This window comes from Streptomyces sp. UF-297, from assembly GCF_058245575.1.
In genome coordinates, this window is the sequence record NZ_JBSIBZ010000001.1 from 340,805 (window position 1) to 356,457 (window position 15,653).

The following is a 15,653-nucleotide window of genomic DNA, read 5'->3' on the forward strand; positions in this document are numbered from 1 at the left end:
CCTGCCTGTGACAGCCGGTACCGGACAGCGTTCCCCATCACTGCGTCGGGCTGTGTCGCTTTCGTGGTGCACACGCCAGGATGGGGGTACGCACAGCACACCGTACTCGGGCGAGACGAGGAGTTGGGATGCCCAGTACAGCGGAATCCGGTCGGAAGACCGCTGCGGTGCACGAGACAGGTCCGGGCCGGTCCCCGGAGCGTCGGGAACAGGGAGGTGACCAGGGGCTCAGCATGCACACCGTCCATGCGCGGCTGCCCGTGCCCTACTTCACCCCCGGGGACTTGAGGGCCAACACCCGCACGGTGGCCTCCTGGCTGCCGTCGCCGCCCCCGGCCAGGGAAGTCGTCTTCTACGGCGGCCTGGGCGCGCTCGCGGTGGCAGGCGCCCTGGAATGGCCGGTCGCTCTCGCCATCGGCGGAGCCGCCATGGTGGTGCGCGGCCGGCAGCGGGAGGTGCCGAAGGAAAGCCGGGAGGCACAGCAGAGCCGGGAATCGGGCAGGGCCACCAAGCAGAAGGGCTGAGGGCGAGCGGCGGGCGCACGGTGGACACCCTGCGCCCGCACGCGTACAAGAAATGCGCTGCCGGGCACGGCCCGTGGACGGTGCGCGAGGCTACGCGGCGGCCGCTTCCGCGCGGTAGGCCCGTACGTACGCCGTCCACACCTGCCAGATGAGTCGGGCGACAACCGCCTCGGCGAGCGCCAAGCCCACCTTCGCGAGCACCGCCACCGCAAACTCCGCCATGGGTATGGCCCCCTTCCTTCCCTCCGGTGGGCGTCCGGCTGCCGACGGCCGCCCGCTGCGGACCTCCCTTCGTTTCTCGGCCGCCCAGAAGTCCTCCGGCGCTCAACTGTCTTGCGCCCAGGTGAAGTTATGGCCACCAAACCGTGGAGACGTCATGGCGCGAACCCCTGCTCGCGCAGCAGCCGCTAAGGGAGTGCGGGAAGCGAGGGCGGGGACTTGGGCGGGTGTTCCTCAAGCGCGGCCAGGGCGATACGGATGGCCTCGGTGAGCTGAGGGTCGCGCGCGGCGGCGTGATCCTGCGGGGTCTGGAGGACTTCCACGTCGGGGTCGACGCCGTGGTTCTCCACGCCCCACTCGTGCCCCTCGAACCAGGAGGCGTACTTGGGCTGGGTGATGCGCGTGCCGTCGACCAGGCGGTAGCGGTTGTCGATGCCGATGACGCCGCCCCAGGTGCGGGTGCCGACGACCGGGCCGATGCCGAGCGCCTTGATGACGGCGTTGACGATGTCGCCGTCCGAGCCGGAGAACTCGTTCGCCACGGCGACGATCGGGCCGCGCGGGGCGTCGCCCGGATAGCTGTACGGCTTGCCGTCGCGCGGCAGGGTCCAGCCGATGACGCGCCGGGCGAGCTTCTCGATGACCAGCTGTGACGTATGCCCGCCGCTGTTCTCCCGTACGTCCAGGACCAGGCCCTCGCGGGCGACCTCCACGCGCAGGTCGCGGTGCAGCTGTGCCCAGCCGGAGCCGACCATGTCGGGGACGTGCAGATAGCCGAGCCGGCCGCCGGAGGCCTCGTGGACATGGGCGCGCCGGTCGGCGACCCAGGCGTGGTAGCGCAGCGGCTGCTCGTCGGCGATGGGCACGACGACGGCGTGGCGCGGGTCCCCGCCGCCCGCCGGGGAGATGGTCAGTTCGACGGGCTGGCCGGCCGCGCCGACCAGGAGCGGGCCGGGACCGGTGACGGGGTCGACGGCCCGGCCGTCGACGGCGGCGATCGCGTCGCCCGCGCGCACGGCGACCCCGGGTGCGGCGAGCGGGGAGCGCGCGTTGGGGTCGGAGGTCTCCGAGGGCAGGACGCGGTCGATGCGCCAGCTTCCGTCCTCATGGCGCGAGAGATCCGCGCCCAGCAGACCCTGCCGGGTCGCCTTGCTGCTGTAGTTGCCGGGCGGGGTCACATAGGCGTGCGAGGTGCCGAGTTCGCCCTGGACCTCCCAGAGCAGATCGACGAGGTCGTCGTGGGTGGCCAGGCGGTCCAGCAGCGGGCGGTAGCGGTCCAGGACCGCGTTCCAGTCGATGCCGCCGAGGTCGGCGCGCCAGAAGTTGTCGCGCATGATCCGGCCCGCCTCGTCGTACATCTGGCGCCATTCGGCGGCCGGGTCGACGCTCTGCCGGATCCGGGTCAGATCGACGGCGATATGGGTGTCACCGTCCTCGTCCTTGGCGGCGCGGCGGTCGGAGGGCACCAGGCGGAGCTTGCCGTCCGCGTGCACCAGCAGCCGCTTTCCGTCGCCGGTGACCGCGAAGTAGTCGACGTCGGGGCTGAGTTCGTCGCACTTTTGCTTGGTGAGGTCGTAGCGCTCCAAGGTGGTCTTGGGGTCGGCGGCGTCCGGGGTGGCGCGGGTCGCGCCGAGCACGCCGCGTACCGGGTGGCGCAGCCAGAGCAGGCTGTCCTTGGCGGCGGTCAGCGAGGAGTAGCAGGCGGCCTCGACGGGGAAGGGGACGATCCGGTCGCCGAGCCCCTCCAGGTCGATGCGGGTGACGGGCGCGCTGTCGTTCTCCTCCGTCTCGGACTTCGCCTCGGGCTTCTCCGCCTCGACGGCGCGGCCGTGGCGCTGCGGGCCGAAGGGGGAGGGCGTGGTCGCGGCGAGGGTGATCAGATGCGGGCGGCAGGCGCCGACGAAGGCGAGGTCGAAGACGTGCGCGTCGTAGACGGGGTCGAAGGAGCGCTCGGAGAGGAAGACCAGGTGCTTGCCGTCGAGGGTGAAGGCGGGGGAGAAGTCCCGGAAGCGCAGCGGCGTCGCCTCACAGACCGTCAGATCGGTCACGTTGGCGAGCTTGAGATGGCGCAGGGGCGAGGGACCGGGGTGGGACCAGGCGAGCCAGGCGGAGTCGGGCGCGAAGACCAGCCCGGTGATGTGGCCGTGCTCGCTGCGGTCGATCTCCCGTACCTCGCCGGACTCCCGCTCCAGGAGCAGCACCCGCCCGTCGTGGGTGGCGACCGCGCTGCGGCTGCCGTCGGGGGCCATGGCCAGGTCCAGCACCCGGCCCAGCGAGCCGGCGCCCAGGCGGCGCGGCGCCGCGCCCGGTGCCGTTCCGGTGGCGGGCGCGAACTCCAGGGCATCGTCGCCCTCGGCGTCCGTCACCCACACCACGTGCTCCTCCCCGTCGAGGTGGAAGGTGCGCGAGAGCCGGGCCCGGACACCGGGCTGCGCGGCGAGCGCGCGGGCCGGGCCCTCGCGGTGGGTGATCCAGTGGACCGAGCCGCGCACGGTGACGGCGCTGCCGCGCCCGGTGCGGTCGGCGGAGATCGCGGTGAGGTAGCGGTCGGCGTTGACGGGGCGGGGGGTGAGGTCGGTGCGCTGGCCGCCGAGCCGGATGTCGAGCCGGCGGGGCTCGGCCCCGTCGAGGCCGTCCAGGAGCCAGAGTTCACCGCCGGACATGTAGATGACGCGGGTGCCGTCGGCCGTGGCCTGGCGGGCGTAGAACCCGTCGAGCGGGGTGTGCCGGCGCAGGTCCGTGGCGTCGGGGCAGGAGGAGTAGAGCGCGCCGGTGCCTTCGTGGTCGCAGAGGAAGGCGACCCGGTCCCCCGCTTCGGCCCCGGCCCAGAGCGGGCATTCGATGTTCCCGTCGAGGTCTTCGTGAAGGCGTACGAACGCGCCGTCGCCCGCGCGGTCGATCCACAGCTTGCCCGCCGTGCCGCCCCGGTAGCGCTTCCAGGCCGAGGCGTCCCGGCCCAGCCTGGCCGACTGCAGCAGGACTTGGCCGTCGGGGCCGTGGGCCACGTCGCCGACCGGGCCGTAGGGCAGGCGGCGGCCCGGGCCTGCGTCCAGCGGCACGGCATGGGCCCACTTGCGGCACCAGGAGGCCTGCCCGTGCGAGGTGATGGCCAGGACGTCGCCCTCCGGCGTCCAGCCGCGCACCGAAGTGCCCCAACTGCCCCAGTAGGTCAGCCGTTTGGACGGTCCGCCGTCCACCGGCGCGACGTGCACCTCGGGGGCGCCGTCCCGCGTCGAGGCCCAGGCGACGCGGGTGCCGTCCGCGGAGATGCGGGGATGGGAGACCGGCCGGTTGTCGGCGCTGATCCGCCAGGCGCGGCCGCCGTCGAGCGGCGCGAGCCAGATGTCGTCCTCGGCGGTGAACGTGACCAGCTCACCCCTGAGATGTGGGTACCGCAGGTAGGCGAGTCCCGTCACAGCACACCCCCGTGTTGGTTCTGCTCCATCGCTGACCGGTCGTCTCCCGAAGCGGTCCGTCTACGGAGACAAACCCGTCTGCCTGATGGGCGACTTGGGAATTCTCGCCGCGCGGGACGCCGCGGGGCAAGGTGGCGGCAAACTGATCCACACCCTTGACTGGTATAGACCAAGAGGGGTTGACTGCGCCCAGTCCATCTCGCCGACCCGCAGCTCGCCGCCGCGACGAGGAGTGTAGAGAGTGAACGCGCGCACGTACGCCCGTCAGACGAACTCCCCAGACCGCCTCACCCGCCCCCGGAAGCTGAGACCGTCACTCGCCCTCTCCGCGCTCTCCGGGGCCGCGGCGCTGCTGGCAGTGCTGATACCGGCCGCCCCCGCCGGCGCGGCCCCCACGGCCCGCTCCGCCGCACCCGCCTGCTCCACCGCGTGGGACTCCGGCGCCGTCTACACCAACGGCGCCACCGTCTCGCACGGGAACCACAACTGGCAGGCGAAGTGGTGGACCCGCGGTGAGACGCCCGGCACCACCGGACAGTGGGGCGTGTGGGCGGACAAGGGGGAGTGCGGCACCGGAGGCACCGACCCCGACCCCTCGGGCTTCCTGGTGAGCGAAGCGCAGTTCAACCAGATGTTCCCGAACCGGAACGCCTTCTACACCTACCAGGGCCTGGTCGACGCGCTGCGCGCGTACCCGGACTTCACCAACACCGGCAGCGAGACCGTACGCAAGCGGGAAGCCGCCGCCTTCCTGGCCAACGTCAGCCACGAGACCGGCGGCCTGGTCCACGTCGTGGAGCAGAATCAGGCCAACTACCCGCACTACTGCGACAAGACCCAGCCCTACGGCTGCCCGGCCGGCACCGCCGCCTACTACGGACGCGGCCCGATCCAGCTGAGCTGGAACTTCAACTACAAGGCCGCGGGCGAGGCACTCAAGATCGACCTGCTGAACAACCCGTGGCTGGTGGAACGGGACCCGGCCGTCGCCTGGCAGACCGGCCTGTGGTACTGGAACACCCAGAAGGGACCGGGTAGTTACACCGGTCACCAGGCCATCGTCGACGGCCACGGCTTCGGCGAGTCGATCCGCTCCATCAACGGCACCCTGGAGTGCGACGGCGGCAACCCGGCACAGGTGCAGAGCCGGATCAACCGCTACCAGCAGTTCGTGCAGATCCTGGGCACCACACCGGGCGACAACCTGAGCTGCTGACCCCGGGCGGCACCGCTGGGCCCCACCGCATCATGGTGGGGCCCAACGGTTGCTTCAGGGCTGTCGGTTGTCCACCGAGCCGCCCGTCACCAGCTCACCGGAAGCTTCAGCGGCGATTTGCTCGGTGACGTGTCGTTCCACACCGGCTCCTGCCCCGCGGCCAGGCGCAGGCCGGGGAAGCGGTCCAGCAGTGCCTCCAGACCCACGGTCATCTGGGCCCGCGCCAGGTGGGAGCCGATGCAGTTGTGCGCCCCGCGGCCGAACATGAGGTGCGGGTTGTCCGCCCGGGACAGATCGAGGCGGTCGCCGTCGGTGAACACCGCCTCGTCGCGGCTGGCGGCGGCCAGTACGGGCAGTACGGCGTCGCCCGCGCGGATGCTCTGCCCGTGCAGTTCGAGATCCTCCACGGCCTGCAGGACCACCACGCCGTTCATCACCGGTACGTAGCGCAGGAGTTCCTCCACCGCCTTGGGCATGAGGTCGCGGTCGTCCCGCAGCCGGGCGTACTGGCCGGGCTCGGTCAGCAGCGCCACCACGGCATCGGCCAGGAACATCGTGCTCGTACGGTATCCGGCCACCAGCATCGAGAGACCGAAGTTCACCACGCTCTCTTCGGGCAGCTCCCCGCGGTCGCACCGGCGGACCAGCTCGGTGATCATGTCGTCACCGGGCTCCCGCCGCTTCCGTGCGATCAACGCGGTGATGTACTCCCGCAGTTCGCGGGTGACCCTGCGCCCCTCCTCCAGCGTGAGCATCGCGGCGAGCGCGGCGTCGGCCTTGGGCAGGAAGGACTCGCGGTCCTCGTACGGGATGCCGACCAGGTCGCACATCACCAGGAGCGGGAACGGCTCCAGGTAGCCGGACACCAGATCGCCCGGGCTGCCCCCGGCCGCGAAGTCGTCCAGGAGCCGGTCCGCCGAGCGCCGGATGCCCGGCAGGTAGCGGCGCACGGAGCGGACGCTGAACGGCTCGGCCAAGGCCTTGCGCAGGGCCAGGTGCCGGGGGCCGTCCAGCTCCATCATGGTGATCAGGCCCGGCTCGTCGTCGGGGCTGTGGCCGGGGTGGACCGGCCAGTCGTTGATGCTCGGCCTGCGCAGCCGGTCGTCCGCGATCAGCTCCCTGACATCGGCGTACCGGGTCACGTACCAGGCGGTCGCGTCCATCGGCAGCCGGACCTTCGCCACCGGGCACTGCCGGCGCAGCTGCTCGTACTCCACCGGCGGGCCCATCGTGCCGGGCGGCGGCACGGGCATGTCCATGAGCTGCGCCGCGGTGGGCAGATCCGATGGCGCAGGGGGCTCAGGCATGCGCTCGCTCCTCCCGGGGGAGTCCGGCGGCACCGTCCCGCGGGCGCTCGATGTAGCCGGTCGCGTAGAAGTACTCGAGATAGCTGTCGAGCAGGGCCGCGTCGACGGGCGGGCAGTCCAGGCCGCTGGTGGCGAGGTCGCGCTCGACATTGGCGCGGCCCAGGGTCGGGAAGGTGCCCTCGAAGAACATCTCCTTGACGGACATGTCCGCCTTGTTGCTGCGGTCGACACACAGCGACACAAAGGGCGCGGTGGCGCTGGTGGGGTTCTGCGCGACGTGCCGGACCAGCTCCTCGACCCACTGGTCGTAGGGGAGCTGACGGATCTCGTGCCCCGCGCCGCGCATCCGGTCGAGCACGTCCTGGAAGGTGGCGGGGCGGGGGTTGGTCAGGTGGTACGTCCGGTCGGTCGTGCGGTGCCCGGTGGCGATGTGCACGATCGCGTCGGCCAGGTAGTCCACCGGTACGAAGTCCATCGGCAGCGGGATGTCCGGCGCGAGACCGGTCTCGGCGATGGTCTTGAACAGCGAGCAGATCGCCGTCTCGGTGTTGCAGGCCCCGGTGCGCCGGTCGCCGGTGATCTCGTACGGCCGGTAGACCGCCACCGGGACGCCCTGGCGCGCGGCGTCCTGCAGGACCTCCTCGGCCACCCACTTGCTCTCGGCGTAGCCCATGGTGAGCCCGTCGGCGTGGTCCAGGGGCAGGTCCTCCGCGACGTGCCGCACGCCCGCCGTACCGAATCCGGCCAGCACCGCGACGGTGGACAGGAAGTGCACGGGCACCCCGCGCACCGCCGCCAGGCGTATGAGTTCCCTGGTGCCCTCGACATTGGCCCGGCGCAGCGCGTCGTAGGGGTAGAGGAAATTGACCTGCGCCGCCGAGTGGAGCACGAGGTCGAGGCAGTCGGCGAGCTGCCCGGCGTGGTCGGCGTCCAGGCCCAGGTGCGGTTCGGCGAGGTCGGCGGGGAAGCACACGATGCGCCGGGCGGCGTCGGGGTGGCAGAGGCCGTAGCGCGCCAGGTTCGCCAGCACCCGCTGCTGGGCGTGCGCACTGTCGCGGCCGCGTACCGGGCAGTGGATCCGGGCGTCGGTGGAGCGCAGGAGGCTGTCCAGGAGGAAGGCGCCGACGAAGCCGGAGGCGCCCGTCAGCAGCACCTCCTTGGGCCGGCGCCAGTTGGGCGCGGGCTCCCGGGGGCTGGGCAGCGGGAAGCCCAGGCGCGCTTCGGCGCGGAAGTCCACCGCGGGCGCGGGGGCGGCGGGGGAGGTGCGGTTGTCCTGTACGGCGGCGACCGCGGCGGTGAAGCCGCCCAGGGTGGGTTCCTTGAGCAGGCTGTGGACCAGGGTGCTGCCGTGGCGGGGGTCGATGCCGAGTGCGGCGACGGTGCGGTTGACGGCCTCGGCCGCCAGCAGCGAGTCGCCGCCGATGTCGAAGAAGCTGTCGTCGGCGGCCGGGCGTACGCGCAGCACCACCTCCCAGACGTCGGCCAGCGCCACCTCCAGGCCGGAGCCCTCCCGCGCCACGGCTGCCTTCTTGCCCGCCGCCTCGTCCGTCGTCGACCGGGCACCGTCCCCGCTCGTCGGCTGACCGCTTCTTCCGGCGAGTTCGCGCAGCTTGCGCCGGTCGACCTTGCCCGCCGCGGTCACCGGGAACTCGGCGACCTCCAGCAGGCGCGCGGGCACGGCAGCGGCCGGCAGCCAGGCCGCGAGGTCCTTGCGGACCTGGGCGAGCGGCACCGGCGTACCGGGCCGGGCCGGGCTCACGTACCCGATCAGGGCCTCGCCGTCCGCGTCGGCGTCCAGTTCCACGACGGCCTCGCCGATCGTGTCGTCCGCGCGCAGCCGCGCCTCGATCTCGTCCAGCTCGATGCGGTACCCGCGCAGCTTGATCTGGCGGTCCGTGCGGGCCCGGTACTCCAGCTCGCCGTTCTCGCGCCACACGGCACGGTCACCGGTGCGGTACAGGCGCGTGCCGGGCTCGAAGGGGGCGTCGACGAAGCGGGCGGCCGTCAGGCCGGGGTCGCCGAGATAGCCCAGGGCCAGGCCGTCCCCGCCGACCCACAGCTCGCCCTCCTCGCCCACCTCGGCGAGCGTGCCGTCCTCGCGGACGACGAAGCAGGCGGAGTTCTCCAGCGGGCGGCCGATGGGCACGGCCGTCTGGCCGGGCGGCAGATCGCGCACCAGGTGCGCGGTGGTCACCACGCTGTTCTCGGTCGGGCCGTAGAAGTTGACCACGGTGGTGTCCGGGCAGGCCGCCTGCACGGCGCGGGTCAGCCCCGGATCCAGCGCCTCGCCGCCCGCGGAGGCGAACCGCAGCGTCCGCAGCACCTGCGGGCGGGTGCGGGCCACGTAGTGGAACACCCCGGTGGTCAGATAGGCGATGGTGACGCGCTCGGCGAGCAGCCGCTCCTCCAGCGCCGCGGGGGACAGCAGCTCCTCGCGGTCCACCAGCACCAGGCAGGCGCCGCTCAGCAGCGTGGCCCAGATCTCGATCGTGGAGCTGTCCGAGGACAGCGCGTAGGCGTGCAGCACCCGCTCGCCGGGCCGCGGCCGCTGCGTGACGAGGTCCGATACTGCCAGCCGGACCACGCCGCGGTGCGGTATGGCCACCGCCTTGGGGCGGCCGGTCGTCCCCGAGGTGAACATGACGTACGCGCAGTCCGTCGCGGCGGCCTCATGCCCGGGTACCTCAACGGGCCCGGCGGGCACCGCAGTTCCGGCCAGGTCGATACGGGTACGCACCCGCCGTACCCGGCAGACGCTGCCGGGCAGGATCACGACGGCCTGCACACCCGCCTCGTCGGCCATCGCCTGAATCCGCTGCGGCGGATAGGTGTCGTCGAGCGGCACATACGCCGCGCCTGCCTTGAGAATTCCCAGGAAGGCAACCAGCGCGTCCAGAGAACGGCTTCCGCACACTCCGACGAAATCACCGTGGCGCACCCCGGAGTCGCGCAGCCGGGCCGCCAATGCGTCGGAACGCTCCTTGAGCTCGCCGTAACTCAGGGTACGGCCGTGGTGCAATGCGGCATGCGCGCGCGGGCGTAACACCGCTTGGACATCGAAGAGCTGATGGAGTGTCTGGTCCCTGAGATACGTGGCGTATGGCGTGCCATTGGTATCCGGAGCCGTCCAGGGTTCGGCCGCCGTCATGTCGAGCGTCATCGAAGTATTTCCCGTCGTCGCCATCGTCGAACGCCTCAGCTGAACTCTGCGGCGAAGGCGGCGAAGTCGGCCGTACGCCAGCGCTGCGGCCGCATGCGCACCAGGACGTCATCGGCCAACTGGTGCGCATTGGCGGCGAGATAGTCGGCGGCCGTGTCCGGCCCCAGGTACCGCTCGGCGAGCGCCGCACGCTCCGGCGCGGGCACCGGGTCGGTCACGGACACCACCGGGCCTTCCACGCTGACGTACTGGTAGGGAGCCGTTTCGCTCTGCACGCACAGGCTGAACCGGCCGGCGTCACGCAGCAGTCGGAACTTCACCGATTCCCGCGCGGTCTGCACGATCACCTCTCCGCCGGGCTCGTAGCCGTACCAGACGGGGATGAGCAGCGGCGCGCTCTCGCCACGCGGGTCGTGCACGCCCAGGACTCCCACATGCAGAGCCGCAAGAAACGCCTCGCGCGCCGTTACAGACATGGCCAGTTCCACTGCCAAACACTCCACTTCAGAAAGACTTAATCAAGATTTCGTCAAAGCCTCGCGCTGCCGAGCGCAGGCGAACGGCGCCCCTTCAAGCAAATAGACGGAACGCCGGGTCGAGTTACCGCTCATCGAGCCAGGCAGACAGTAGGAATCGCCACGCCCCTATGTCAACGACACAACCGGGGACCGCCGTTGGGCAATTTCTGTTCAACTCTCAACACCCGGCAGCTCAATGCATAAGCCAGAAGCCCACCCACGGAAAAGCGCCCGGGAAACCATTCCCCGGGCGACTGTCCGAAACTCCACTACCGGGCGGAGGGAAACTTCTCGGCCACGCCCGGCCATATCCCCGAAGGGAAGCGGGAAGACGGCCGCCATTTTGAGCCAGCACGACCGCGCGGCGCGGACGACGGCAGCCGGGATGGGCCGATTCCCTTCCCTTCCCAAGGCCCCCGGCCGACACCGGCGTGATGTTCACCACCCGCGCCGGTTTCGGCCCACGACCGCCACCGGGCATGGCCGAAAGTGTGCCGTGCACCGCCGCCGACGGCGGAATACACCCTCGTGTTGACCTGCTCACCTCGGTACCTGATCCGGCCCGGCACCGGATGGGGGGCGGGGTTGTGCTGCTCAGGCCGCAGCACGCCTTGTGGGACGGCAACGGCGGCACGGCCCGCGTGCGGAGCGGCCCGATCGGCCCTGCGTACCGGCCGGTTGCCGCGCCGGACGAGCTTCGTACCTTCGAGTGGACGCCGTCGCTGCCGGGCGTACCGGCGGCGATACGGGGGAAATTCCGCTGTTGCGCGGGCACCGGGCCGCGCGGCCGAGGCCGAGGGGCCAGGCGCCCGAGAGGCAGGACACTCGGAAAGGGGAGGACCCGTGGAGCAGCTGGAGCAGACGGAGCCGCCGGACATCTATGAGCCGCCCGTCGTGGAGGAGGTCGGCGCCTTCGCCGAACTGACCCGTGGCGGGCAGATCGGCACCTTCTTCGAGGGCGGTTACGCCCCCTGGTACTGGCACGTCCCGCCCGTAGGCTGACCTGCCGTGTCCGGCGCGGCGTGGTTCGCGGTCGTCCCCGATGCCGAGGCGGGAGCCGCCGCGGCACGGGCGCTGACGCCACGGGCGGCCGAGGTGACCCCTCACCACTCCGGCCGCCCATGGCTGCTGGGCAGTTGGCCGACGGACCGGATGCACCTCGCCGAGGCAGGAGACGCGCGGCTGGCGGTGATCGGACGCTGTCCGGTCACCGCCGACGCGCTCGCGGGACGGCTGCGCGCCATGCGGGACGTCACCGGCATGGACCAGGCCCTGGTCGGCCTGGCGGGAAGCTTTTACGCGGTGGCATCCCTCGGCGGCCGGGTCCGCGTGCGCGGCACCGCCTCCGCGGTACGGCGCGTCTTCCACACCGAGCTGGGCGGAGTCACGGTAGCGGCGAGCCGCGCCGACGTACTGGCGCAGGCCGCCAACGCCGAGGTGGACGAGGGGCAGTTGGTGCTGCACCTGCTGTCCTCGCCGCTGCCGTACCCCCTGGGCGAGGGCCGCACCCTGTGGCGCGGAGTGCGCTCCGTACGCGCCGGACACTGCCTGCTCCTGGAGCCGGACGGCCGGGGCAGGGCGCAGCGGTGGTGGAACCCTCCCGAGCCGCACCTGCCCTGCGAACAAGGCGCGATCGCGGTCCGCCAGGGGCTCGTCGCCGCGGTGGACTCCTGTACGGCCACACGCCCCGACGGCCACCGCGAGGGCGCCCGCCAGGTGGTCAGCGCGGACCTCTCCGGCGGACTGGACTCCACCACCCTGTGCTTCCTCGCCGCCCCCGCCCCCGCTCACCTGGTCACCTTCCGCTGGGAGAGCGTGGACCCCGGCAACGACGACGCGGCCTGGGCCCGGCGAGCGGCCGCCGCACTGCCCGGCGCCGAGCACGTACTGCCCGAACCCACCGACGCGGCACTGTGGTTCAGCGGCCTGACCGAGGCGCGGGCTACGACCGACGAACCCGGAACCTGGGCCCGCGACAGCGCCCGCCTGGGCACCCTCGCCCGGCTGATGACCGCTCGCGGCTCACGGCTCCACCTCACGGGCGGCGGCGGGGACGAACTCTTCGGCGCCCTGCCCCCGTACCTGTACGACGCCGTCCGCAGCCACCCGGTGTCCGGCCTGCGCCACGCCAACCGCCAACGGGTCATGCAGCGACGGCCGTTGTGGCCCATGCTGCGCGGGCTGGCCGACCGCAGCACCTTCCGCCAGTGGCTCGCCTCCTGGGCCGACGGGCTCACCGCCTCCCTCGCCGCCGTCGACCGAGCGCCCGGCACGGCGTGGGGAACGGAGCTGCGGATGCCGGTCTGGGCCACCTCCGGGGCGGTGGAGCAGGCCCGCGATCTGCTGCACGCGGCCGCCGCCGCGGCCCCCGAGCCGCTCGCCGCCCAGCGCGGCCAGCACGCCGCGCTCTCCAGCGTGCAGAGCTGCGGCCGCGCCTTCCGGCAGACGGACCAGGTGGCCGACGGCCTGGGCCTGCCGCTCGCCGCGCCCTACCTCGACGACGGTGTCATCGAGGCCGCCCTGTCCGTACGGACCACCGAGCGCGGCGCCCCCGACCGCTACAAGCCGGTCCTCACCACGGCGATGCGCGGCCTGGTGCCCGACGCGCTGCTGGCCCGGTCCACCAAAGGCGAGTACACCGCCGACTTCCACCACGCCCTGCGCCACAACAAAGCAGCGCTCCTCGACCTGTTCGACGGCTCCCGGCTCGCCGAGGCCGGGCTCGTGGACGAGGGCTGCCTGCGCGCCAACCTGCGCAGACCCGGTCTGCCGTCGGAGGTCATGCGGGCGCTGGACACCACCCTGGCCTGCGAGATGTGGCTGCGCTCGGGACCGACCGCCGGAGGACGACCATGACCTTCGCCCTGCGCCCCCATGTGTCCGCGACCACCGCGGACGACGGCGCCGTACTGCTCGACGAGACCACCGGCCGGTACTGGCAGCTCAACGCCACGGCAGCGCTGATCCTGGGCGCGCTGCTCGACGGCGCCGGCGAGCAGCGCGCCGCCGACCGGCTCCGCGAGCGCTTTCCCACCCTCGCCGCCGACCGGGCGGCCCACGACGTGGCCGCCCTGGTCGCCGCGCTGACCCGGGCCCGCCTGGTGGCCCGGCCATGAGACGGCCCCGACCGCCCCGCGCCCGGGCGTCGCTCTCCCCGGCCCAGCGTCCCGCGGTGCTCCTGGCCATCGCCGTCGCCCGGCTGCTGGTCCTGCTGCCGCCCCGCCGCATCCGGCAGGCACTGTCCCTGGTACGCCGGGGCGCCGCCCCCGCCTCCGCCGAGCAGGCCCTGGCAGCACGCGGCGCCGTCGTCGCGCTCAGCGCACGCTGCGCCGGGGAGGGCTGTCTGCAGCGGTCCGTGGCGACCGCGCTGCTGTGCCGGCTGCGCGGCACCTGGCCGGACTGGCATACCGGCGTGCGCACCGCCCCGTTCCGCGCCCACGCCTGGGTGGAAGCCGAGGGCCACCCGGTCGGCGAGCCCTTCCCACCCGGCTACTACCGCCCCCTGATGACCGTACGGGCCATACCCCGCCGCCCCCGCTGAACCCCCGGTTCGCCGACCTCATCCAAGCCATCCTCACTCTGCATCTGGCCAGTTCGGACTGAGGGCGGAAAGAGGTTCGGTGCTTCTGCTCTACCGTCGGGCCATCGGCTTGAGCCTGCTCTGGGGTGCAGTGACCGTACAACTCAATCCGATTCGTCTTGCGTGCAAGGGGGCTGTTTTGCTGCGCAAAACCTATCGACGCGCTGTCGTTGTCGCGTCCGCCACCTTGGTAATCGGGGGTATTTCGGCCCCGGTTACGGCCGCGTCCGTACCGGATGAGAACGCGCCGAAACGTTCAGAACCGCAGGTCGCGGCCGCGGACGCCGTGCCGGGAATCGCGCCACCGGGTGCCGGCAAGACGGCGGTCTACCTGGACGGCGCAGGCCGGGTAATTTCCACGGCCAAGCACCCGAGCGCGGCCTCGCAAACGCCGCTGATCGGCTGCACGCCGGTCAGCGGGAGGGACAATCCACACCGCTCCGGCACCGGAGTGGCGGTGTCCGGTCACGGATGGTGGGACAAGGGAAACTGCGACAACAACCGCGCCAACGTGTACAACTGCCTCTACGAGTGGTACACGGACAACAGCTGGCGCCAGAAAGCGTGTTCACCGAAAAAGGAACTCAAGCCCGGCGGAGGCAGCAGTAACCGCACGGTGGCACGCCACGACTGCAACGACACCCTCCGGACGTCGTGGCGCAACCATGTGGACGTCGACGTGATCGGCGAGATCGACACCGCCGAGAAGCCGATGAACCAGTCCGACGTCGACTGCCGGGTGTATTAGTCACTAGGGGAGGGAACAGCGCAGCTGCGAGGCGATCAGGGAGGACCCGGCGTGCCGGAGCGCGACGTCACAGCACAGCCAGGCATGGTGCCGGCGGCCCGTGGGACAGCGGGCACCATGTTCGCTGCCCTGTACGGCGAGCTGGTCCCGCACACCTGGCGCGATCCCGAGTCGGAGCATGACGCCTACCAGCTGTTTTACCAGCGGTCGCTCGCCATGGGCTGGCTCGACGACAGGGCGGCCGGGGCGGGAGGGGGCGGTGCGGAGGACCACACGCTTCGCGCACCCGGGCTGTGGGCCATGAACGACGCCGGGTGGAACCACCCCCTCGCCGCTCCCGGAGCGGAATTGATCTCCTGGTTCCAAGTCGAGGCCAGCGCGGTAGCAGGCGACCGGCCGCTCCCGGTGCAGCCGTTCCTGCGGTGCGCCGAGGACACGACTGCGCGGGCCGGCACACCGCACCTCTCCGCGGTACAAGTCCTCATGCCGGTCCAGGGCCTCGACGCCGCGTCGCGCCCGCCGTACGCGCTCGTGCCGTCGATGCGAACGGTCCACTGGTTCGCCGAGCGCGACCCGCGAGCGAGGACACCGGTGGACGTCAGGATCGACAGCGGCCGGGACCCATCGATCCCCGCTGCCGCGCAGCGGCTCACGGACCACCTCGCCCACCTGGACCAGAGCGCGTTCGCCTACGCAAGCCACGACGTCGCAGGCCGGAACGACGCCCTCCCTCCACCGTTCGACGACAGTTTCTGGAACGGCCCGCCCCTGCACGGCGTGGTGCTGCGCGGAGAGCTCGTCGAATGGTCGTGTGACGCGGTCGGCTGGCTGGCCGAGGTCGTCGCCGACGCCGCGGCCCGGCTCGCCGTCCGCTCGCCACTGCTCCTCACCGTCACGCGAGCCCGCGCAACGCGCTGACCGGGACCGCCGGTGCGGCGACGGACTCCCAGCACCAGCTGCCACAC

13 protein-coding genes are annotated in these 15,653 nt (G+C 72.1%); 8 read left to right on the forward strand and 5 right to left on the reverse strand.

Annotated elements, in window-relative coordinates; genetic code table 11:
• Positions 1 to 233 precede the first annotated feature (233 nt).
• Entirely contained in the window at positions 234 to 524 is a 291-nt protein-coding gene (locus AC4IJH_RS01585; RefSeq protein ID WP_490849598.1) for a hypothetical protein, read from the forward strand.
• A gap of 90 nt (positions 525 to 614) precedes the next feature.
• On the opposite strand, the gene AC4IJH_RS01590 is transcribed toward AC4IJH_RS01585, so the two are convergent.
• Together AC4IJH_RS01590 and AC4IJH_RS01595 are read right to left on the reverse strand one after the other, a co-directional pair.
• Positions 615 to 746, reverse strand: coding sequence for a hypothetical protein (locus AC4IJH_RS01590; RefSeq protein WP_490849599.1), 132 nt, complete (start codon positions 744 to 746; stop codon positions 615 to 617).
• Positions 747 to 931: 185 nt separating this feature from the next.
• Positions 932 to 4,159, reverse strand: a complete 3,228-nt coding sequence (locus AC4IJH_RS01595) for a S41 family peptidase (protein WP_490849600.1) — start codon at positions 4,157 to 4,159, stop codon at positions 932 to 934.
• Positions 4,160 to 4,463: 304 nt separating this feature from the next.
• On the opposite strand from AC4IJH_RS01595, the gene AC4IJH_RS01600 reads away from it, so the two are divergent.
• On the forward strand, positions 4,464 to 5,375 hold the full coding sequence (locus AC4IJH_RS01600) for a glycoside hydrolase family 19 protein (protein WP_490849707.1): 912 nt from the start codon (positions 4,464 to 4,466) through the stop codon (positions 5,373 to 5,375).
• A gap of 86 nt (positions 5,376 to 5,461) precedes the next feature.
• Here AC4IJH_RS01600 and AC4IJH_RS01605 read toward each other — a convergent pair whose 3' ends face one another.
• Genes AC4IJH_RS01605 through AC4IJH_RS01615 form a run of 3 tightly spaced genes read right to left on the reverse strand, consistent with a single transcriptional unit; the run spans position 5,462 to position 10,318 of the window.
• On the reverse strand, positions 5,462 to 6,682 hold the full coding sequence (locus AC4IJH_RS01605) for a cytochrome P450 (RefSeq protein ID WP_490849601.1): 1,221 nt from the start codon (positions 6,680 to 6,682) through the stop codon (positions 5,462 to 5,464).
• Complete coding sequence (locus tag AC4IJH_RS01610) at positions 6,675 to 9,842, reverse strand: amino acid adenylation domain-containing protein (protein ID WP_490849602.1); 3,168 nt, start codon at positions 9,840 to 9,842, stop codon at positions 6,675 to 6,677. The genes AC4IJH_RS01605 and AC4IJH_RS01610 overlap by 8 nt, the downstream gene beginning before the upstream one ends.
• Before the next feature lie 35 nt (positions 9,843 to 9,877).
• Complete coding sequence (locus tag AC4IJH_RS01615; RefSeq protein ID WP_490849603.1) at positions 9,878 to 10,318, reverse strand: pyridoxamine 5'-phosphate oxidase family protein; 441 nt, start codon at positions 10,316 to 10,318, stop codon at positions 9,878 to 9,880.
• Positions 10,319 to 11,203: 885 nt separating this feature from the next.
• Here AC4IJH_RS01615 and AC4IJH_RS01620 point away from each other — a divergent pair.
• From AC4IJH_RS01620 to AC4IJH_RS01645, 6 genes are all read left to right on the forward strand, one after another.
• A complete protein-coding gene (locus AC4IJH_RS01620) occupies positions 11,204 to 11,362 on the forward strand; it encodes a lasso RiPP family leader peptide-containing protein (protein ID WP_490849604.1) in 159 nt (52 codons plus the stop codon).
• 6 nt (positions 11,363 to 11,368) lie between these two features.
• Positions 11,369 to 13,216, forward strand: a complete 1,848-nt coding sequence (locus AC4IJH_RS01625; RefSeq protein WP_490849605.1) for an asparagine synthase-related protein — start codon at positions 11,369 to 11,371, stop codon at positions 13,214 to 13,216.
• A complete protein-coding gene (locus AC4IJH_RS01630) occupies positions 13,213 to 13,476 on the forward strand; it encodes a lasso peptide biosynthesis PqqD family chaperone (protein WP_490849606.1) in 264 nt (87 codons plus the stop codon). Before AC4IJH_RS01625 ends, AC4IJH_RS01630 begins: the two co-directional genes overlap by 4 nt.
• Complete coding sequence (locus tag AC4IJH_RS01635; protein ID WP_490849607.1) at positions 13,473 to 13,901, forward strand: lasso peptide biosynthesis B2 protein; 429 nt, start codon at positions 13,473 to 13,475, stop codon at positions 13,899 to 13,901. The genes AC4IJH_RS01630 and AC4IJH_RS01635 overlap by 4 nt, the downstream gene beginning before the upstream one ends.
• A gap of 79 nt (positions 13,902 to 13,980) precedes the next feature.
• Positions 13,981 to 14,688, forward strand: coding sequence for a hypothetical protein (locus tag AC4IJH_RS01640; protein ID WP_490849608.1), 708 nt, complete (start codon positions 13,981 to 13,983; stop codon positions 14,686 to 14,688).
• A gap of 117 nt (positions 14,689 to 14,805) precedes the next feature.
• Complete coding sequence (locus tag AC4IJH_RS01645; RefSeq protein WP_490849609.1) at positions 14,806 to 15,606, forward strand: hypothetical protein; 801 nt, start codon at positions 14,806 to 14,808, stop codon at positions 15,604 to 15,606.
• The last annotated feature ends 47 nt before the right edge of the window (positions 15,607 to 15,653 follow it).